This window comes from Rouxiella sp. S1S-2 (assembly GCF_009208105.1).
In the GTDB taxonomy this organism is placed as follows: domain Bacteria; phylum Pseudomonadota; class Gammaproteobacteria; order Enterobacterales; family Enterobacteriaceae; genus Rouxiella.
Genome location: NZ_WFKL01000001.1, coordinates 128,408 through 147,754 on the forward strand (window position 1 = coordinate 128,408; position 19,347 = coordinate 147,754).

Here is a 19,347-nt window from a genome sequence, read left to right on the forward strand (position 1 = left end):
CCCACTTTGCAGGACATTAATTATGACGGCAGATAAGACTCACGACAAAAAGTATATCGTTGCACTCGATCAGGGTACCACCAGCTCTCGTGCGGTAGTGCTCGACCATGATGCGAATATTGTTAGTGTCTCGCAGCGCGAGTTCACTCAAATTTACCCAAAAGCCGGCTGGGTCGAACACGACCCGATGGAGATATGGTCGTCACAAAGCTCTGTCCTGGTTGAAGTGCTGGCAAAAGCCGATATCAACTCCGACCAAATCGCCGGTATCGGTATCACTAACCAGCGTGAAACCACTATTGTCTGGGAAAAAGAGAGCGGCAAACCCATTTACAACGCCATCGTCTGGCAATGTCGTCGTACTGCAGAGATTTGCGAGCAGCTGAAAAAAGACGGCATGGAGGAGTATATCCGCCATAACACTGGCCTGGTGGTTGACCCTTACTTCTCGGGCACCAAGGTGAAATGGATCCTCGACCACGTAGAAGGCTCTCGCGAGCGTGCAAAACGCGGTGAGCTGCTGTTCGGTACTGTTGATACCTGGCTGGTATGGAAAATGACCCAGGGGCGCGCTCACATTACCGATTACACCAACGCCTCGCGTACCATGATGTTCAACATCCATACCCTGACATGGGATGACCGCTTGCTTGAAGCGCTGGATATTCCACGCGAAATGCTGCCTGAAGTGCGCCCATCTTCTGAAATTTATGGCCAGACCAACATCGGTGGTAAAGGCGGAACGCGTATTCCAATCGCCGGTATTGCCGGAGACCAGCAAGCGGCCCTCTACGGCCAACTGTGCGTTCAACCGGGCATGGCTAAAAATACCTACGGCACCGGCTGTTTCCTGTTGATGAACACCGGCACTGAAGCGGTAGCGTCTAAAAATGGCCTGTTGACCACCATTGCCTGTGGCCCACGCGGTGAAGTGAACTATGCGCTGGAAGGTGCGGTGTTCGTCGGTGGTGCATCCATTCAGTGGCTGCGCGATGAGCTTAAATTGATCAACGATGCTGCCGACTCGGAATACTTTGCCAGCAAAGTTAAAGACACCAACGGTGTATACGTCGTGCCAGCCTTTACCGGCCTCGGCGCGCCCTATTGGGACCCGTATGCCCGCGGTGCCATTTTTGGCCTGAGTCGTGGTGCCAACAGCAACCACATCATTCGCGCAACGCTTGAGTCGATTGCCTATCAGACCCGAGATTTAATTGACGCCATGCAGGCCGACGCTGGCACACGTTTGCAGTCGCTGCGCGTTGACGGCGGTGCGGTTTCAAACAACTTCCTGATGCAGTTCCAGTCCGACATTCTCGGCACTCGCGTTGAACGCCCTGAAGTGCGCGAAGTGACCGCGCTCGGCGCCGCTTACCTTGCGGGTCTGGCGGTGGGCTTCTGGAATGATTTGGAGGAAGTTCGCAGCAAAGCCGTGATCGAAAAAGAGTTCCGTCCGAGTATCGAAACCACCGAGCGTAACGTGCGCTACAAAGGCTGGCAAAAAGCCGTGGCCCGCGTTCGCGCCTGGGAAGATCACGAATAATCGTTCGGCAAACTGCACGTTAAAACGGCCTACTCAAACTCCCCTGCTCGGGGAGTTTTTCGTTTTTGCCCTCCTCGCTATGATAGACTTTACCGCCTGAGATGAGCCTCGCTCACCGCCCTCATTTTTCTTAAAACGGATTTATCCATGAAACGTGAATTAGCTATCGAGTTCTCCCGCGTGACAGAGGCTGCGGCCCTTGCCGGTTATAAATGGCTTGGCCGTGGTGACAAAAATCTGGCCGATAATGCCGCCGTTCAGGCGATGCGCATCATGCTAAACAAAGTCGATATTGCCGGTGAAATTGTCATTGGCGAGGGCGAAATTGATGAAGCTCCCATGCTGTATATTGGCGAGAAAGTGGGAACCGGACAGGGGGATGCAGTAGATATCGCCGTTGACCCGATTGAGGGCACGCGCATGACCGCCATGGGCCAGTCAAACGCTCTGGCCGTATTAGCGGTGGGTGACAAAGGCTCGTTTCTCAATGCGCCAGACATGTACATGGAAAAACTGGTCGTCGGGCCGGGTGCGAAAGGTCAGATCAACCTTGATTTGCCACTGGCGGAAAACTTGCGCAACATTGCTGCCAGTCTGAATAAACCGCTGAGTGAACTGACCGTATCGATTCTTGCCAAACCGCGTCACGACGAGACGATTCGCCAACTCCATGACCTTGGTGTGCGTGTTTTTGCCTTCCCTGACGGCGACGTGGCGGCCACCATCCTCACCTGTATGCCAGAAAGCGAAGTCGACGTCATGTACGGCATTGGCGGCGCACCAGAAGGCGTAATTTCCGCTGCAGTTATACGTGCGTTAGACGGTGACATGCAGGGCCGTCTGTTGGCGCGTCATCATGTTAAAGGCGATACTCCGGAAAATCGTCGCCTGGGCGAAGACGAGCTGACCCGCTGCAAACAGATGGGCATTGAGGCCGGTAAAGTGCTGCTGCTCGACGACATGGCCCGCAATGACAACGTTATCTTCTCGGCCACCGGCATCACCCAGGGCGATCTGCTGGCTGGCATCAGCCGTCAGGGCAATATTGCCACCACTGAAACGCTGCTGATCCGTGGGAAATCACGCACAATTCGCCGCATTCGTTCGACCCACTCCCTGGACCGTAAAGACCCTGCGCTGCACGCCTTCATTCTCTGATTTAGCCCATCAGGCCCGAGTGAACTCTGGCCTGATAACATTTAATCGATAATCCTTCTGGAAAATATGGAATAAGATCAGCCGGTAATTCAATCCAAACAAAGTGGAGAGAGAGTCGATGGCTGAATGGGTAACGGGTAAAGTAAAACAGGTGGAGCACTGGACAGACAGTTTGTTCAGCATTGTGGTTAATGCACCTATCAATGACTTTGCCGCCGGGCAGTACGCCAAACTCTCGCTGGAGATAGACGGTGAACGCGTGACGCGCGCTTACTCCTTCGTTAATGCCCCAAGCAACGAAAATCTTGAGTTTTATCTGGTGAACGTGCCTGAAGGGAAACTCAGTCCGCATCTGCACATCATGCAGCCTGGTTCAGAAGTCATGATAACTAAAGAGTCTCAGGGCTTTTTTGTGATTGATGAAATTCCCGAGTGCGATACCCTGTGGATGCTGGCAACCGGTACGGCAATTGGCCCGTTCTTGTCAATTTTGCAGGAAGGAAAGGGTCTGGAACGCTTTAAGAACATCGTGTTAGTCCACGCCGCACGTTTCTCGCGCGACCTCAGCTATTTGCCGCTAATGCAGCAGCTGCAACAGCGCTATAACAGTAAATTACACATTCAAACCGTTGTCAGCCGTGAAGAAACGCCGGGTTCACTGACTGGACGTGTGCCTGCGCTCATTGAAAACGGTTCCCTCGAATCTGCTGTAGGCCTGACCATGGACGCCAACGACAGTCACATCATGCTGTGCGGCAACCCACAGATGGTGCGCGATACGCAGCAGGTGCTGAAAGACACCCGCGACATGCGCAAACACCTGCGAAGAAAACCGGGCCACATGACGAGTGAGCATTACTGGTAATCCATGCAAAACAAAAAGATCTGAATCATGAAAAAAGCTCTGCCTCTGCGCCTGATATCAACCCTGCTGTTGCTGACACTGGGCAGCGGCGTCGCTTTTGCCGATCCGCCAACCGATCATACGGTCGTGGATGATACGCCGACGGCACCTTATCTGATGCCGGGAGCACCAACGTTTGAAATGACGTTGGTCAGTTTTCGCGAAAAATACAATATCGCCAATCCGACGCAGCAAATTGGCGAGTTTCGCTCAATTGCCGATAAGCCCGACGATACGCTGCTGACCCGTGCCGCCAGCAAGATAAACGAAGACCTCTACGCGTCTACGGCGCTGGAGAAAGGCACCGGCAAAATCAAAAGCATGCAGATGACCTACATGCCGATTCAGGGGGCGGATGAAAAGGCCGCGCACGCTACGGCAATCGGCTATATGGCCAATCTACTCCGTCAGTTTGACCCGACATTGTCGGTCGAGCAAAGCGTGTCAAAAGTGAATGCGCTAATTGATAAGGGTAAAGGCTTACCCTTTTATCAACAGCAGGTTGGCGCCGTGCGCTACGTGATTTCTGACAACGGCGAAAAGGGCCTGACGCTGGCCATCGAACCGGTCAAGTTAGCGTTGGCAAATTAGTCATTATGTTTGCGAATACGCTGGGGATTTGACGAAAAGCAAAGCCTTTGCGGATGATACTCTCTATACTATTGTGCAGTTTATCTGCCCTATCGGCAGAAATTTTAATCGACACTCGCGTCCCCTTATGGAGGAAATAAAATGCGACATCCATTAGTGATGGGTAACTGGAAACTGAACGGCAGCACCCACATGGTTAACGAATTGATTGCCGCTCTGCGTACCGAGTTGAGCACCGTTGAAGGCTGTGGCGTTGCCATCGCTCCACCAGAAGTTTATCTGTCACAGGCTAAACACGCGCTTTCCGGTAGCCGGATTGCTCTGGGCGCACAGAACGTTGACGCTAACCTGTCAGGCGCTTTCACCGGTGAAATTTCTGCCGACATGCTGAAAGATATTGGTGCTCAATACATCATTATCGGTCACTCAGAGCGTCGCACTTACCATAAAGAAAGCGACGAGTTCATTGCCAAGAAATTTGGTGTGGTGAAAGAAGCAGGCCTGACGCCAGTACTGTGCATCGGTGAAACCGACGCAGAAAATGAAGCTGGCCAAACTCAAGCCGTGTGCGCCAAGCAGCTTGACGCCGTGCTCTCGACTCTGGGCGCTAAAGCCTTCGAAGGCGCAGTGATCGCCTACGAACCCGTTTGGGCTATCGGTACCGGTAAATCAGCGACCCCAGCTCAGGCTCAGGCGGTTCACAAGTTCATTCGTGACCACATTGCCAAGCATGATGCTGCGATTGCCGAACAGGTTATTATTCAGTACGGCGGCTCTGTTAACGCAGCCAACGCCGCTGAATTGTTCACCCAACCAGACATCGACGGAGCTCTGGTCGGTGGCGCGTCACTGAAAGCCGATGCGTTTGCCGTTATCGTGAAAGCAGCAGCACTGGCCAAGGCCAAATAATTATTGCCTGATTTATATTGTGACTAGAGTCACTCTCAGGCATAAAAAAAACCCCGCAGTGCGGGGTTTTTTATGCCTCAAGGAAGGCTTAGCGCTTGTTAATCTGGTCGTAAACACCGCCGTTGGAGAAGTGCTCTTTCTGCGCCTCAGGCCAGCCACCGGCAATCTGGTCAACCGTGTAAAGTTTGATGTTCGGGAACTGCGCGGCAAACTTCTTGGCAACCGCCGGGTCACGTGGGCGATAGTAGTTTTCCGCCGCGATAGTCTGACCTTCTGGAGTATATTCGTATTTCAGGTAAGCATCGGCCACTTCACGGGTACCGCGCTTGTCGACAACCTTGTCGACCACAGAAACGGTTGGCTCAGCCAGAATTGATTCGCTCGGGTAGACGACTTCAAACTTGCCTTCGCCCAGCTTTTTGTCCGCCAGAATCGCATCATTCTCCCAGGAAATCAGCACATCTCCAATGCCACGCTCAACGAAGGTGTTGGTTGCACCGCGCGCGCCTGAGTCCTGAACTTCAACGTTTTTAAACAATGCACGAAGGAAATCAGTGGCTTTCGCTTTATCGTTATTGTTGTGGTGCAGCGCATAACCCCATGCTGCGAGGTAGTTCCAGCGTGCGCCGCCTGAAGTTTTAGGGTTCGGTGTGATCACCGACACGCCCGGTTTGATCAAATCATTCCAGTCGTGGATCCCTTTTGGATTGCCTTTGCGCACCAGGAATACGATGGTCGAGGTGTAAGGTGCTGCGTTGTCAGGTAAACGCGTCTGCCAGTCTTTGTTGATGCGGCCACGATCGGCGATGGCATCTACGTCTGACTGAAGCGCCAGCGTCACCACGTCGGCTTCAATCCCGTTGATCACCGATGTAGCCTGCTTGCCTGAGCCGCCGTGTGATTGGCGAATAGTGACGTTATCGCCGGTCTTCGCCAACCAGTATTTGCTGAAGGCTTTATTGTATTGCTCATAAAGCTCACGCGTTGGGTCATAGGAAACATTGAGAATCTGAATGTCTTTCGCAATCGCTCCGGTCGTTACCAACAGTAATGCCAGCCCCACTCCCCACTTGTTCATCGCGCTTCTCCCAGCAAATCGTTTTAGTTGGATTGATTTATTTAATCAGCTGTTTAAAGCCTGCCAGAGAAAGAGGAATGTATTAAAGAATAAAAACTTTCTTTCTATTCCTTTTTGAAATATAGAGCACGAGCTAAAAAAAAACCCTCTTGGCTGAGGGCTTAGTCTTAATACGTATCGAGAGAAGCTTTTCTGATTAGTAGAGCTTTTTAGCCGTTTCCCACATTTCTGTTTTAAACGGACGCTTCATGTTTTCGATGGCATCGATAATGTCGTGGTGAACCAGCTTCTCGTTCTGCACGCCGACGCAGCGACCGCCGTAGCCCTGCAGTAGCAGCTCAATGGAGTAGGCACCCATGCGCGAAGCCAGAATGCGATCGTAGGCACAGGGTGCACCACCGCGTTGAATATGGCCGAGCACCGTTGCGCGCGTTTCACGACGAGTTTCAGTTTCGATATGACGCGCCAGGTCGCCGATGTCACAGATGTGCTCGGTAATGGCAACGATGGCGTGTTTTTTACCCTTGGCGATACCGGCTTTAATCTCTTCGACCAGGTCGTCACGGTTGAATTCCACTTCAGGAATAACGATAAACTCACAGCCGCCGGCAATGGCCGCAGACAGCGTCAAGTCGCCGCAGTAGCGACCCATGACTTCAACAATCGAGATACGCTGGTGAGAAGATGAGGTGTCACGCAGGCGGTCAATCGCTTCAACCACGGTTTCTAGCGCCGTGAAATAGCCGATGGTGTAATCGGTGCCCGCCACGTCGTTATCGATGGTGCCAGGCAGACCGATGCAGGGAAAGCCCATTTCAGTCAGGCGTTTGGCACCCATATAAGAACCGTCGCCACCGATAACCACCAGCGCATCAATACCGCGCTTTTTCATATTTTCAATGGCTTTGCCGCGTACAGCTTCGTCACGGAACTCGGGGAAACGCGCCGAGCCGAGGAAAGTGCCACCGCGGTTAATCACGTCTGAAACGCTGTAGCGGTCCAGCTGATCCATCCTGTCTTCATAAAGTCCGAGGTAGCCGTCGTAAATACCGAAAACTTCAAGATTTTCAGTAAGTGCTGCGCGAACAACGCCACGTATCGCCGCATTCATGCCGGGGGCGTCGCCACCACTTGTCAGTACACCGATTTTTTTGATCATGACTACCTCTGAACTTTTAGATGCAATTTCTTAAGAATTCTTGAGCATACCCGCCAAACCGGACCCTTCTGGTCAAAACACCTGGCTCTTTGCTTGGATGCACAAATCATATAACAAAATGCTTAAACTGAATTGATGCAGGTCACCTGTTGGCGCTAATTCAGTTTTGTTCAATGCAATTTACTCATAGGCTCTGATTATACAAGGCTCGCGTGACAAACTTTAGAATGAAATTTAAGTTCTTTGAAAAACACGCAAACTTTGTCATCTATTGAGCCAGCTCCCCTAAGAATAGCATTGTTCATCCAGACATCTGACTGATATTGCAACATATCTATTACAAAGCGCCCCGTATCGTTTTTTTGGCAAAAAAAACCCCACCATATTGGTGGGGGAAGACAGGGATTGTGTCTATGGCAAGGAAAAGCTGTGGTTTACTCTTACAGCGTCACTACTGGGTACTGATTACGGGCTTCTGGGTAGAAGTCGGTTGCAGACCAGAAATTTGGGCGGCGAGGACCTGCATACGCTGCTCGTGCTTCTGGTTGAGTATTTCTTTCTGTTGCGGCGTGAGCAGATTAAACATCAGGTTACGAATGCGCGCCATTTCTACTTGGCGATCGACCTGCTCCTGCGCTATTTTTTCAGCCTGTGCCCTAACGGCAGCCTGATCAAAATTCTCGGCGGTCACCAGCTCATGCATGGTTTCCATTTGCTTTAGATTGATCTGCGGCGAGTCTCTTCGTGCCTGATGCATCAGATCGCGCATTTGCTGGCGCTGTTGTTCGGTTAAATTAATTCCATCGAACATTGTGTTGCGTCTATCCAACATATTGCCATCATGAGCTAAAGTATCTGCAGGCATGAATTTAGCGCTTTCTGCTAACGCAACACTTGAACTAAGTGCAAGCATTGAGGCCATAATCATTGCAGCTACCTTACACATCACGAACTCCTATATTCTTTCGCACTAAGCGAATCATTGAAAAGCAGTCTAACCCTGGAGCTGCAAACTAGCGTCAGTGCATGTAAAACTACGTAAAGTCATGGAATAGCGGCAATTGATGACGTATTTTGCGTCTAGAGGTAATCATAATGAATAAAATTTTGTTAGTTGATGACGATCGTGAACTGACTTCACTTTTGAAAGAACTGCTTGAAATAGAAGGCTTTAGCGTCGTAGTTGCCTACGACGGTGAACAGGCGTTAGAAAAACTGGACAGCAGCATCGGCCTGTTGTTGCTTGACGTCATGATGCCAAAGAAAAATGGCATTGAAACCCTTAAAGAATTACGCCAGCGCCATCAAACGCCGGTGATTATGTTAACGGCGCGCGGAAGCGAGCTAGACAAGGTGCTGGGGCTCGAGCTGGGCGCAGACGACTATTTGCCTAAACCGTTTAACGATCGTGAACTGGTCGCGCGCATACGCGCCATGCTGCGCCGTTCTAACTGGAGCGAGCAACAGCAGGCCGGAGAAACCAACAGTTCACCGACGCTGGAGGTCGATGGCTTGCAGCTGAATCCGGGCCGTCAGGAAGCCAGCTTTAGCGGGCAGCCTCTCGATTTGACCGGCACCGAATTTACCCTGCTCTACCTACTGGCCAAGCATTTGGGTCAGGTGGTGTCACGTGAGCACCTTAGCCAGGAAGTATTGGGTAAGCGCCTTACCCCTTTTGACCGCGCTATCGACATGCATATTTCCAACCTGCGTCGAAAGCTGCCGGACCGCCAGGACGGGCATCCGTGGTTTAAAACGCTGCGTGGCCGCGGTTACTTGATGGTATCCGCTACATGATCAACAGCCTTACCGCGCGTATTTTTGCCATTTTCTGGTTCACGCTCGCGCTGGTTCTCATGTTGGTTTTAATGGTTCCGAAACTCGACTCACGTCAGATAACCCCGTTGCTCGACAGCGAGCAGCGTCAGGGGTTGATGATTGAGCAACACGTTGAGGCAGAACTGGCGGGCGACCCGGCAAATGACTTAATGTGGTGGCGCAGGCTGTTTCGCGCTATCGACAAATGGGCTCCGCCGGGCCAGCGCTTACTGCTGGTGACCAGCGAAGGCCGGGTAATTGGCGCTCAGCGCAACGAAATGCAAATCGTGCGCAACTTTATCGGCCAGTCCGATAACTCTGATCGTCCAAAGAAAAAGAAATACGGTCGGGTTGAAATGGTGGGCCCCTTCGCCGTTCGAGACGGTGAAGACAACTACCAGCTGTATCTGATTCGCCCGGCCGGAAGCGCGCAGTCTGACTTTATCAATCTGATGTTTGACCGCCCGCTGCTGCTGCTGATTGTCACCATGTTAATCAGTGCACCTTTGCTGCTTTGGCTGGCGTGGAGCCTTGCCAAACCTGCGCGTCAGCTGAAAAATGCAGCCGACGACGTGGCGCGCGGTAATCTTAGGCAGCGCCCTGAACTTGAATCTGGCCCGCAGGAGTTTTTAGCCACCGGAGCCAGCTTTAACCAGATGGTTAGCGCGCTTGAGCGCATGGTTACGGCTCAGCAGCGTTTGATTTCAGACATCTCGCACGAGCTGCGTACGCCACTGACTCGCCTGCAGTTGGCGACCGCACTGCTGCGTCGTCGTCACGGCGAAGGCAAAGAGCTGCAGCGCATCGAAATGGAAGCACAGCGGCTCGACGGCATGATCAACGACTTGCTGGTGCTGTCGCGCAGTCAGCACAAGAATGAGCTCACTCGCGAGCATCTCAAGGCCAATGAGCTGTGGGCAGACGTTATCGACAACGCGCAGTTTGAAGCCGAGCAAGTGGGGAAAACCCTTGAAGTCACCGCGCCTCCAGGGCCGTGGAAGCTGATTGGTAATCCTAACGCCCTCGACAGTGCGCTGGAAAATATCGTTCGCAACGCCCTGCGCTACTCTCATCATCATATTGCGGTTAACTTCACCGCCGACAGTGATGGCATCACCATCATGGTTGATGACGACGGGCCGGGCGTCAGTGAAGAAGATCGCGAGCAAATTTTCCGTCCGTTCTATCGCACAGACGAAGCGCGTGACCGTGAGTCGGGCGGTACCGGACTTGGGCTGGCAATCGTAGAAACGGCGGTACAGCAGCACCGTGGCTGGGTAAGAGCCGAAGACAGTCCGTTAGGCGGTCTGCGTCTGATTATCTGGCTGCCGCTGCAGCAACGTTAAGATTCTGCTATTCTGCGTCCCTCAAGAGAAAGGGGCGCAGGTAGCATGCTTAATATCGTTTTATTTGAACCAGAAATTCCACCTAACACCGGCAATATTATTCGGCTCTGTGCCAATACCGGCTGCCAGTTGCATTTGATTAAACCGATGGGCTTTGCCTGGGACGACAAGCGCCTGCGTCGTGCAGGGTTGGACTACCACGAGTTCACCAACATCAAGCATCATGAAAACTATGATGCGTTTCTCGCCAGTGAGTCTCCTCAGCGTCTGTTTGCACTCACCACTAAGGGCACGCCGGCGCACAGCGCTGTTTCATATCAGGACCATGATTTCCTGCTATTCGGACCTGAAAGCCGCGGCCTGCCCGCCACAATTCTCGATAATCTACCACCACAGCAAAAAATCCGCATACCGATGCAGCCAGACAGCCGCAGCATGAACCTGTCTAATGCAGTTTCGGTGGTGGTATATGAGGCCTGGAGACAATTGGGCTACCCGGGTGCAGTGATTAAAGAACTGCCGGGCAACGCCTGAGTTTCTTAACGCGAAAACGTTGAAACGGCATGCGAACGCATGCCGCCGAGAATCTAAATACCGTCGCCGAACTCGAAGCCCTGCGTACCGTTGAAGTACTGGTTCATGTCCATTGAAGGTTTTTCACTCTCTGGGCGACCGACGATGCGAGCCGGCACGCCTGCGGCGGTGACGTGCGGTGGAATGGACTGCAACACGACAGAATTGGCGCCAATCTTCGCGCCAGCGCCAACTTCAATATTGCCAAGGATCTTGGCACCCGCACCAATCATCACCCCTTCACGAATTTTAGGATGACGGTCGCCAACGGTTTTACCCGTACCGCCCAACGTTACGGACTGCAGAATAGATACGTCGTTTTCAACCACGGCAGTTTCACCGATAACAATGCCGGTGGCATGGTCGAGCATGATCCCACAGCCAATACGTGCAGCAGGATGAATATCAACGCCGAAGGTGACTGAAATCTGATTCTGGAAATAGATAGCCAGCGCCTGACGGTCCTGCTTCCACAGCCAGTTGCCGATGCGATAAGCTTGCAGCGCGTGGAAACCTTTAAGGTACAGCAGCGGCGTCGAGTACTTGTCTACCGCTGCATCGCGCGAGTGTACAGCGAGAATATCGCGCGCGGCCGACAGGGTCATTTGCTCGTCGTTGCGGTAGGCTTCTTCAACCACCTCACGAATGGCAATAGCCGGCATGATAGGGCTGCCGAGCTTGTTGGCCAGAATATAGCTCAGAGCGCTGCCGAGATTTTCGTGTTTGAGTAATGTCGCATGGAAAAAGCTCGCCAGCATAGGTTCACACTCAGCCAGCGCTCTCGCTTCTGATTTTATGCTATTCCAGACCAGTTCTAACTCTTCTGACGACATCATCATTCCTTACAGCGAATTAAATAAAGCTCTACAACAGAGAATAGCAGCCCTACCAGCCGGACTTCACTGGCAGGATGTGCGAAACGACGTTAGCGACTGCCTGACTCGTCTTTACTGGCTCGGGCCAGCAGGCTGATTGCTGCTTCACGCGCGTCTTTACCGTTATACAACACCTGAAAGATTTGTTCGGTAATGGGCATTTCAACGTTAACACGCTGCGCCAGTGCGCGAACCTCTTTAGTATTACGGTAACCTTCCACTACCTGGCCTATCTTGTCCTGAGCGCTCTGCACATCATGCCCTTCGCCCAGCATAATACCAAAGCGGCGGTTGCGTGATTGATTATCCGTGCAGGTTAGCACCAAATCACCCAATCCTGCCATGCCCATGAACGTTGAAGGAGAAGCCCCTAGCGCCGTACCCAAGCGGGTCATTTCAGCCAGCCCACGGGTTATTAACGCCGTTCTGGCGTTGGCGCCAAAACCAATGCCGTCGGACATGCCCGCGCCGATGGCAATGACGTTTTTCACCGCACCGCCGAGCTGAACGCCGATAAAATCAGGATTGCTGTAAACGCGGAAGCTTTTTCCGCAGTGCAGCAGTTGCTGCAGGTCTTCGCCAAACTGCGCGTCGGTTGAGGCCAGCGCAATGGCAGTCGGCATGCCCGCGGCCAGTTCTTTGGCAAAGGTTGGCCCAGATACCACGGCAAGAGGGATAGTTTCACCCAGCTCTTCCCGCGCGACGTCTTGCAGTAAACGACCGGTTTCTGCTTCCAGACCCTTAGTCGCCCAGACAATGCGGGCATCAGCGCGTAAAAATGGTTTGATTTGACGTAGAACGTCGCCGAAAACGTGACTCGGCACCACCACCAGCACGTCGCGGCTTGCCGCCACTGCGCGCGAAAGGTCGGTTTCAAGAATCAAGGTATCGGGGAAGGTCACATCCGGCAGAAATGCTTGATTACAGCGAGCGGCCTGAAGTGCCTGAATATGCGAAGCGTTATGCCCCCACAGCACCACAGGATGGCCATTTCTGGCAAGGGTAATAGCTAAAGCGGTGCCGTACGAGCCGGCACCGATAACGGTCATTGAAGCATTGACAGTTTTCATCAGGCATCCTGATGTGGCTGTGCACCTTCGCTTTCCGCCTGCTGTTGCAGATAATTCATGAACAGAGCGTCAAAGTTTACCGGTGCCAGATTAAGCTGCGGGAACGTGCCGCGTGAAACCAGGCTGGTGATGCACTCACGCGCATAAGGGAACAGAATGTTCGGGCAATATGCACCCAGGCAATGCGCCATCTGAGTACCGTCAATGCCTTCGATAGAGAAGATGCCACCTTGCTGAACTTCGCACAGGAATGCAGTTTCTTCTGCCACCGAAGCGGTAACGGTCACACGCAGGACAACTTCATACACGCCTTCAGCCAGCTGGTTTGAGGCGGTATCCAGATCCAGTTTAATCTCTGGCTCCCACTCTTTCTGGAAAACTTGTGGAGCATTTGGCGCTTCAAAAGAGATGTCTTTGGTGTAAATGCGCTGGATCTGGAAAGTCATCTCGGTGTTGTTCTGTTCTGACATTAAAATAGTACCCTTAAGTTAATAATAATCCTTAAAATACCCGCGTTGCGCATCACGCGCACCTCTGTCAAAGCAGAGAATCAAGACCGCCGCGGGCATCAAGTGCGTGTAAATCGTCGCATCCACCGATGTGCTGGCCGTTGATGAAAATCTGAGGCACGGTCGTACGACCACTGCGCTCGATCATCACTTCACGCTTCTGCGCATCACCATCGATAGCAATTTCGTCAAAGGCTGCGCCCTTGCTGTTAAGCAAGGCTTTAGCACGGTGGCAATAAGGACACGTCGCTTTTGTGAAGATTTCAATCTTAGCCATTTCACACCTCGGAATCATGGTATTAGGATAGAGATTATTCTTACTTACCGCGGGCCAAAGGCAGATTCTCGCCGCTCCAGCCTGCAATACCTTCTTTCAGGCTGTAAACGCGTTCAAAACCGGCGTTAACTAAACCTTCTGCGGCTAAACGGGCTGACTGTCCGTTTGCACAAACAACAATAACTGGCTGCGATTTATGTTTGGTAAGGTCGCCCAGATTGTTGCTTTTGATATCTGCACTGAGCAGATTCACTGAAGTAGAGATGTGACCTTTACGAAACTCTTCGCGAGCACGAACGTCAACGACCACGGCTTCTTCTTTGTTGATAAGACGTGTTGCTTCACCGCGGGTGATTTCTTTCACTTTAGAGAAACGCGCTCTCACAGTCGTGAAAATCACCGCAATCAGCAGTGCAACCCACGCCAGGCTCAGAACCGGGTGCGCGCTAACGAATGGCATAATATCTTGCATGGGGTGTAACAACTCCCGTCAGTTAGGGGGAAAATTCAAGGCTCACGAGTATACCCTGCGTCTTGCGCAATTACAGCCCGAATGCGCCGCCAATTAACTTAAACTGAGGCACATCGCGAAAAATTCAAGGGGGCACCGCTAAATATTTCTGGGTATTCATACTCACGCAACCTGCTGCGCCGTTGCCCGTGTCAGCTTAGATGCGCGCTTAGCCGCGGTTTGTTTAACCCAGGTCACTTTACAGCCACCGTGTTCTACACTCTAAAAAGACCTATTTGCATCTCGCGATACACTTTTTTTGTCTTGGCATCAGCGCATCATGTTGTTGATTAGTGTTACGATAAAGGCAATAGGGATCAAATTGTCTATCATCCTGGGTCGACAAGCGGGAAAAAGTTTGAGCAAATCTATCTATTACAGTTTGATGAGAAACGTCCTTTCCGGCTCTGCCCTGCTCGTCTGCGGTGCACTGCTGGTTCATCCACGGTACAGTTTTGCCGATGAAAATAAGGACCAACTCAAGAACATTCAGCAAAGCATCGCTGAAAAGGAGAAGAGCGTTAAGGCCCAAAAGCTGCAGCGCGGGTCTCTGCTCGACCAACTCCAGTCCCAGGAAAAAATCATCGCCGCCGCAAGCCGCAAGCTGCGCGATACACAATCGACCCTCTCCAGCTTAAATAAAGACATCACCAGCCTGAATGCCTCGATCGAAAAACTGCAAAAACAACAGAAAACGCAGGAAAGCATTCTGGCCAAACAGCTCGACGCTGCCTTCAGGCTTGGCAAACAAAGCGGGCTACAGCTAATTTTGAGCGGCGAAGAGAGCCAGCGCAGTGAGCGTATTCTGGCCTACTTCAGCTATTTCAATCAGGCCCGCCAGCAGAATATCGATGCACTGAAAAAAACCCGCAGTGATTTGGCTTCACAGCGCGTCACCCTGCAGTCCAAGCAGGTACAGCAAAAGTCTGCGCTTTCAGACCAGCAAACTCAGCAGCAAAAACTCGAGCAGGCGCGCGTAGCACGACAAAAAACGCTGACCTCACTTGAATCCTCGCTGCAAAAAGATGAGCAGAGTCTGGTTGAACTTCGCGCTAACCAGACGCGTCTGCAGGATAAAATTGCCGCTGCCGAACGTGCCGCCCGGGCCCGTGCAGAGCAGGAAGCGCGCGAAGCCGCCGCCGTTAAAGCGAAAGAACAGCAAGCAAAATCAAAAGGTTCAACCTACAAACCAACGCAGAGCGAACAGGCACTGGTATCGCGCACCGGGGGGCTTGGACGTCCTGCCGGACAGGATATCTGGCCGGTTCGCGGTGCCATACAGCACCGCTTTGGTGAAGAGCTGCAGGGTGAGCTTCGTTATAAAGGTATTGTTATTGCCGCCCGCGAGGGCAGTGATGTAAGAGCCATCGCCGATGGACGCGTGCTGCTGGCAGACTGGTTGCAGGGTTATGGCCTGGTTGTCGTTATCGATCACGGCAAAGGTGACATGAGCTTGTATGGATATAACCAGAGCGCACTGGTGAATGTGGGTCAGCAGGTGAAAGCCGGCCAACCTATTGCACAAGTGGGCACCAGTGGTGGTCAAGGTCAGCCTGCACTTTACTTCGAAATTCGTCGTCAGGGTCAGGCCGTTAACCCACAGCCGTGGTTGGGAAAATAACATTGCGATATAAAAAGAGACGTTTAGCGACGTTATGCGGTGCGCTGGTTTTCACGCTGAATGTTCAGGCAGCCAAATTGGCCATTTTATTTGATGATTTTGGCTATCAGGCGAAGAACGAAAATCAGGTGTTAAAGATGCCAATCAATGTGTCGATTGCCATTTTTCCCAACGCGCCCGACTCGCAGCAGATGATGCAAAAGGCCCACCAGCAAGGCCGCGAAATCCTGATACATCTGCCGATGCAACCTATCAGTAAGCAGCCGCTCGAGAAAAACACCCTGACGCCGGATATGAGCAGTCAGGAGGTCAAGCGTATCGTTGACCAGGCTATCGCCAGTATCCCTTACGCCGTGGGCATCAATAATCATCAGGGCAGTAAAATGACCTCGAGCCTGAGCGGCATGCAAAATGTCATGCAGGCCATGGCGCCGCATCATCTGTTTTTCCTCGACAGCATGACGATTGCGGGCACCAAGTCGGTTCAGGCCGCACAGGGCACCTCGGCTAAGGTGATTAAGCGCAACGTGTTCCTGGACGACGTGCAAAACAACGCCGAGATCCGCCATCAGTTCCAGCGGGCGATTGCGCTTGCGCGTCGCAATGGCTTTGCTATCGCTATCGGGCACCCTCATCCAAGCACCGTAGCGGCCGTTCAGCAGGAGCTGGCAAACCTGCCGTCAGACATTCAGCTGGTGCGTCCGAGCGATTTGCTCAATGCGACCGTGAGTCATAATCCGCGGCCTGTACCAACGCCGCAGCCAGTTAAGCCGGTAAAACCGAAATCTAAAGCGAAAGGGATCGCGAGTTGCCCAATCAAACAGAAAGTGCCGCCGGTTTATGCCGGAGCAATGTTTGAGGTGCTGGGTGACAGTATCAAGAATTCGTCACTGGTTAACTTTGTAGAACGCCAGTTTAGCGGATGGGGAAAGGCCCCTGAACAGGTGGCACCGCAGTCGTTGCAAACGCCGCCTCCCATCGCCGAACCGCCTAAACGCTAGACGGCTCGATAAATATTTGAGCCAGTCAATCTCGGGCCAGCAAATAAGCTGGCCCCTTTTTTTGCTAAACACGTTACCAGTTCAAAATCACCTTGCCCGACTGACCGGAACGCATGGCGTCAAACCCCTGCTGAAAATCATTAATATCAAAGTGATGCGTAATCAGCGGCGTTAGATCTAACCCGGACTGCACCAGCGCCGCCATTTTGTACCAAGTTTCAAACATCTCGCGGCCGTAAATCCCTTTAATGAACAATCCCTTAAAAATCACCTGATTCCAGTCGATTGACATATCTGAAGGCGGAATACCCAACAGCGCAATACGCCCGCCGTGGTTCATGGCATTGAGCATGGTGCGAAACGCCGGTGGCGCACCGGACATCTCTAAGCCGACGTCAAACCCTTCCGTCATGCCCAGCTCACTCATTACGCTGCTGAGGTTCTCTTTGCTGACGTTTACCGCGCGCGTCACGCCCATCTTGCGCGCAAGGTCGAGGCGATACTCATTCATGTCAGTGATAACAACGTGTCTTGCACCGACGTGACGACAGATAGCCGCCGCCATAATACCGATCGGTCCCGCGCCGCACACCAGCACGTCTTCCCCCACCAAATCGAAAGACAGCGCGGTATGAACCGCATTGCCGAACGGGTCGAAGATGGCGGCCAGATCATCAGAAATATTGTCAGGGATTTTAAAACCGTTAAACGCCGGGATCACCAGATACTCGGCAAAGGCACCCGGGCGATTGACACCAACGCCCTGCGTGTTGCGGCAAAGGTGCGTGCGTCCACCGCGACAGTTGCGACAATGCCCGCAGGTTATGTGACCTTCTCCTGATACGCGGTCGCCAATATTGAAACCTTTTACCTCCTGCCCGATGGCGACGACTTCACCAACGTATTCGTGCCCCACCACCATCGGCACCGGAATGGTTTTTTGCGACCATTCATCCCAGTTATAAATATGTACGTCCGTACCACAAATCGCCGTTTTACGGATTTTTATCATGATGTCGTTATGACCCAACTCAGGGACCGGAGATTCGGTCATCCAGATACCCTGTTTTGGAAAAAGCTTGGCCAATGCTTTCATAAAAATTCCTCGGTTACTGCGAAAAAGACAGACTTACGCCAAAACGCCCAGCTCTTTGCCGATAGTGATAAAAGCGTCGATTGCCTGTTCTATGTTTTCTGTAGTGTGTGCTGCCGACATTTGCGTACGGATGCGCGCCTGTCCGCGGGGTACCACCGGGTAGAAGAATCCGGTTGCGAAAATACCTTTCTGCTGCAATCGGCTGGCAAACTCTTGCGCCAGCTGCGCATCGCCCAGCATGACAGGGATAATGGCGTGATCGGCCCCGGCCAGCTCAAACCCGGCTTCCGACATCTTTTGACGAAACAGACGTGCGTTGTCCCAAAGCTGTTGACGAAGCGCACCGCCGTGCTCCAGCAGGTCTAAAACCGCCAGTGAGGCGCACACAATTGAAGGGGCCAGCGAATTGGAGAACAGATACGGACGCGAGCGCTGACGCAGCCATTCGATCACCTCTTTACGCGCCGCCGTGTAGCCGCCCGATGCGCCGCCCATAGCTTTGCCGAGCGTACCGGTGATGATGTCGACTCGCCCCATCACTTCGCAATATTCATGGCTGCCACGGCCTTCATCGCCCACAAACCCCACCGCGTGCGAGTCATCGACCATCACCAGCGCACCAAACTCCTCGGCCAGGTCACAAATACCGCGCAGGTTGGCTATCACGCCGTCCATTGAAAACACGCCATCGGTCGCCACCAAAATATGGCGGGCACCGGCGTCTTTGGCCTTCTGCAGACAGGCTTTCAGCTCGGCCATGTCATTATTGGCATAGCGGAAACGTTTGGCCTTGCACAGCCGGATACCGTCGATGATTGAGGCGTGATTCAGCGCATCCGAAATGATGGCATCCTCTTCGCCCAGCAGCGTTTCAAACAGCCCGCCATTGGCATCGAAACAGGAGGAGTAAAGAATTGCGTCCTCCATGCCCAAAAATTCGGCCAACCTGTTTTCGAGCGTTTTATGAATATCCTGAGTGCCGCAAATAAACCGCACCGAGGCCATGCCGAAGCCATGATGGTCCATGCCCAATTTGGCGGCGGCAATCACCTGCGGATGATTAGCGAGTCCCAAATAGTTGTTGGCGCAAAAATTCAGCGCCTGACTGCCGTCAGCTAATGTGACCTGAGCCTGTTGCGCCGAGGTGAGAATACGCTCCTGTTTAAAAAGTCCTTCGGAACGTGCCTGAGCGATTTCGTCTTCCAACCGACGATAAAATGAAGCTGACATGAGATTATCTCCTGAAATAACGCATTCAACAGAGAGACTACTAATTAGCGGGGGTAATAACGAGGATTCGGGCAGGTA

20 protein-coding genes are annotated in these 19,347 nt (G+C 52.5%); 10 read left to right on the forward strand and 10 right to left on the reverse strand.

All coding sequences use genetic code 11. The features are described 5' to 3' along the window. The first annotated feature begins 22 nt into the window (after nt 1–22). From glpK to tpiA, 5 genes are all read left to right on the forward strand, one after another. Complete coding sequence (gene glpK / locus GA565_RS00580) at nt 23–1,543, forward strand: glycerol kinase GlpK (protein ID WP_152196956.1); 1,521 nt, start codon at nt 23–25, stop codon at nt 1,541–1,543. Nucleotides 1,544–1,690: 147 nt separating this feature from the next. Further along, nucleotides 1,691–2,701, forward strand: coding sequence for a class II fructose-bisphosphatase (glpX, locus tag GA565_RS00585; protein ID WP_152196957.1), 1,011 nt, complete (start codon nt 1,691–1,693; stop codon nt 2,699–2,701). A 118-nt stretch (nt 2,702–2,819) separates the two neighbouring features. After that, a complete protein-coding gene (fpr, locus tag GA565_RS00590; protein ID WP_152196958.1) occupies nt 2,820–3,566 on the forward strand; it encodes a ferredoxin--NADP(+) reductase in 747 nt (248 codons plus the stop codon). 27 nt (nt 3,567–3,593) lie between these two features. After that, nucleotides 3,594–4,196, forward strand: a complete 603-nt coding sequence (locus tag GA565_RS00595; RefSeq protein WP_152196959.1) for a DUF1454 family protein — start codon at nt 3,594–3,596, stop codon at nt 4,194–4,196. Nucleotides 4,197–4,337: 141 nt separating this feature from the next. Then, on the forward strand, nt 4,338–5,105 hold the full coding sequence (tpiA, locus tag GA565_RS00600; RefSeq protein WP_152196960.1) for a triose-phosphate isomerase: 768 nt from the start codon (nt 4,338–4,340) through the stop codon (nt 5,103–5,105). A gap of 88 nt (nt 5,106–5,193) precedes the next feature. On the opposite strand, the gene GA565_RS00605 is transcribed toward tpiA, so the two are convergent. The 3 genes from GA565_RS00605 to cpxP form a co-directional block, all read right to left on the reverse strand. Next, nucleotides 5,194–6,183: a sulfate ABC transporter substrate-binding protein gene (locus tag GA565_RS00605; RefSeq protein WP_152196961.1), complete on the reverse strand. Its 990-nt coding sequence runs from the start codon at nt 6,181–6,183 to the stop codon at nt 5,194–5,196. Nucleotides 6,184–6,379: 196 nt separating this feature from the next. Beyond that, nucleotides 6,380–7,342, reverse strand: a complete 963-nt coding sequence (pfkA, locus tag GA565_RS00610) for a 6-phosphofructokinase (protein WP_055773606.1) — start codon at nt 7,340–7,342, stop codon at nt 6,380–6,382. Between the two features lie 451 nt (nt 7,343–7,793). Next, the gene (gene cpxP / locus GA565_RS00615) at nt 7,794–8,288 is read right to left on the reverse strand and encodes a cell-envelope stress modulator CpxP (protein WP_152196962.1); all 495 of its coding nucleotides are present in this window, start codon (nt 8,286–8,288) and stop codon (nt 7,794–7,796) included. Nucleotides 8,289–8,437: 149 nt separating this feature from the next. On the opposite strand from cpxP, the gene cpxR reads away from it, so the two are divergent. From cpxR to trmL, 3 genes are read left to right on the forward strand one after another with little or no spacing between them, the layout of a single operon-like run. Beyond that, a complete protein-coding gene (gene cpxR / locus GA565_RS00620) occupies nt 8,438–9,139 on the forward strand; it encodes an envelope stress response regulator transcription factor CpxR (RefSeq protein WP_055773604.1) in 702 nt (233 codons plus the stop codon). Then, nucleotides 9,136–10,506: an envelope stress sensor histidine kinase CpxA gene (cpxA, locus tag GA565_RS00625; protein ID WP_152196963.1), complete on the forward strand. Its 1,371-nt coding sequence runs from the start codon at nt 9,136–9,138 to the stop codon at nt 10,504–10,506. The genes cpxR and cpxA overlap by 4 nt, the downstream gene beginning before the upstream one ends. 45 nt (nt 10,507–10,551) lie before the next feature. Then, nucleotides 10,552–11,040 (forward strand): tRNA (uridine(34)/cytosine(34)/5-carboxymethylaminomethyluridine(34)-2'-O)-methyltransferase TrmL, encoded by a 489-nt coding sequence (gene trmL, locus GA565_RS00630; protein WP_084982232.1) that lies wholly within the window; start codon nt 10,552–10,554, stop codon nt 11,038–11,040. 53 nt (nt 11,041–11,093) lie between these two features. Here trmL and cysE read toward each other — a convergent pair whose 3' ends face one another. The 5 genes from cysE to GA565_RS00655 form a co-directional block, all read right to left on the reverse strand. After that, the gene (gene cysE, locus GA565_RS00635; protein ID WP_055773601.1) at nt 11,094–11,912 is read right to left on the reverse strand and encodes a serine O-acetyltransferase; all 819 of its coding nucleotides are present in this window, start codon (nt 11,910–11,912) and stop codon (nt 11,094–11,096) included. A gap of 92 nt (nt 11,913–12,004) precedes the next feature. Further along, nucleotides 12,005–13,024: an NAD(P)H-dependent glycerol-3-phosphate dehydrogenase gene (gene gpsA, locus GA565_RS00640; protein ID WP_152196964.1), complete on the reverse strand. Its 1,020-nt coding sequence runs from the start codon at nt 13,022–13,024 to the stop codon at nt 12,005–12,007. Then, on the reverse strand, nt 13,024–13,494 hold the full coding sequence (gene secB, locus GA565_RS00645; RefSeq protein WP_055773599.1) for a protein-export chaperone SecB: 471 nt from the start codon (nt 13,492–13,494) through the stop codon (nt 13,024–13,026). Before secB ends, gpsA begins: the two co-directional genes overlap by 1 nt. 67 nt (nt 13,495–13,561) lie before the next feature. Then, nucleotides 13,562–13,810 carry a glutaredoxin 3 gene (grxC, locus tag GA565_RS00650; protein ID WP_152196965.1) on the reverse strand — a complete coding sequence of 83 codons (249 nt, stop codon included), beginning with the start codon at nt 13,808–13,810 and terminating at the stop codon, nt 13,562–13,564. A 40-nt stretch (nt 13,811–13,850) separates the two neighbouring features. Next, the gene (locus GA565_RS00655; RefSeq protein ID WP_152196966.1) at nt 13,851–14,282 is read right to left on the reverse strand and encodes a rhodanese-like domain-containing protein; all 432 of its coding nucleotides are present in this window, start codon (nt 14,280–14,282) and stop codon (nt 13,851–13,853) included. A gap of 397 nt (nt 14,283–14,679) precedes the next feature. Between GA565_RS00655 and envC the strand changes: the two genes are divergently transcribed. Next, a complete protein-coding gene (gene envC / locus GA565_RS00660) occupies nt 14,680–15,942 on the forward strand; it encodes a murein hydrolase activator EnvC (RefSeq protein ID WP_152196967.1) in 1,263 nt (420 codons plus the stop codon). A gap of 2 nt (nt 15,943–15,944) precedes the next feature. After that, the gene (locus GA565_RS00665; RefSeq protein WP_152196968.1) at nt 15,945–16,943 is read left to right on the forward strand and encodes a divergent polysaccharide deacetylase family protein; all 999 of its coding nucleotides are present in this window, start codon (nt 15,945–15,947) and stop codon (nt 16,941–16,943) included. 73 nt (nt 16,944–17,016) lie between these two features. Here the strand turns inward: GA565_RS00665 and tdh are convergent, their stop codons facing one another. Further along, nucleotides 17,017–18,039: an L-threonine 3-dehydrogenase gene (gene tdh, locus GA565_RS00670; protein ID WP_152196969.1), complete on the reverse strand. Its 1,023-nt coding sequence runs from the start codon at nt 18,037–18,039 to the stop codon at nt 17,017–17,019. 33 nt (nt 18,040–18,072) lie between these two features. Beyond that, complete coding sequence (locus GA565_RS00675; protein WP_152196970.1) at nt 18,073–19,269, reverse strand: glycine C-acetyltransferase; 1,197 nt, start codon at nt 19,267–19,269, stop codon at nt 18,073–18,075. Nucleotides 19,270–19,347: the final 78 nt, after the last annotated feature.

Coding starts and splice junctions, on each gene's coding strand:
- GA565_RS00675 (WP_152196970.1), bottom strand. CDS start 19,269: ATGTCAGCTTCATTTTATCGTCGGTTGGAAGACGAAATCGCTCAGGCA.
- tdh (WP_152196969.1), bottom strand. CDS start 18,039: ATGAAAGCATTGGCCAAGCTTTTTCCAAAACAGGGTATCTGGATGACC.
- trmL (WP_084982232.1), top strand. CDS start 10,552: ATGCTTAATATCGTTTTATTTGAACCAGAAATTCCACCTAACACCGGC.
- cpxP (WP_152196962.1), bottom strand. CDS start 8,288: ATGTGTAAGGTAGCTGCAATGATTATGGCCTCAATGCTTGCACTTAGT.
- cpxA (WP_152196963.1), top strand. CDS start 9,136: ATGATCAACAGCCTTACCGCGCGTATTTTTGCCATTTTCTGGTTCACG.
- gpsA (WP_152196964.1), bottom strand. CDS start 13,024: ATGAAAACTGTCAATGCTTCAATGACCGTTATCGGTGCCGGCTCGTAC.
- GA565_RS00605 (WP_152196961.1), bottom strand. CDS start 6,183: ATGAACAAGTGGGGAGTGGGGCTGGCATTACTGTTGGTAACGACCGGA.
- fpr (WP_152196958.1), top strand. CDS start 2,820: ATGGCTGAATGGGTAACGGGTAAAGTAAAACAGGTGGAGCACTGGACA.
- GA565_RS00655 (WP_152196966.1), bottom strand. CDS start 14,282: ATGCAAGATATTATGCCATTCGTTAGCGCGCACCCGGTTCTGAGCCTG.
- grxC (WP_152196965.1), bottom strand. CDS start 13,810: ATGGCTAAGATTGAAATCTTCACAAAAGCGACGTGTCCTTATTGCCAC.
- tpiA (WP_152196960.1), top strand. CDS start 4,338: ATGCGACATCCATTAGTGATGGGTAACTGGAAACTGAACGGCAGCACC.
- GA565_RS00595 (WP_152196959.1), top strand. CDS start 3,594: ATGAAAAAAGCTCTGCCTCTGCGCCTGATATCAACCCTGCTGTTGCTG.
- cysE (WP_055773601.1), bottom strand. CDS start 11,912: ATGTCGTCAGAAGAGTTAGAACTGGTCTGGAATAGCATAAAATCAGAA.
- secB (WP_055773599.1), bottom strand. CDS start 13,494: ATGTCAGAACAGAACAACACCGAGATGACTTTCCAGATCCAGCGCATT.
- glpK (WP_152196956.1), top strand. CDS start 23: ATGACGGCAGATAAGACTCACGACAAAAAGTATATCGTTGCACTCGAT.
- cpxR (WP_055773604.1), top strand. CDS start 8,438: ATGAATAAAATTTTGTTAGTTGATGACGATCGTGAACTGACTTCACTT.
- glpX (WP_152196957.1), top strand. CDS start 1,691: ATGAAACGTGAATTAGCTATCGAGTTCTCCCGCGTGACAGAGGCTGCG.
- pfkA (WP_055773606.1), bottom strand. CDS start 7,342: ATGATCAAAAAAATCGGTGTACTGACAAGTGGTGGCGACGCCCCCGGC.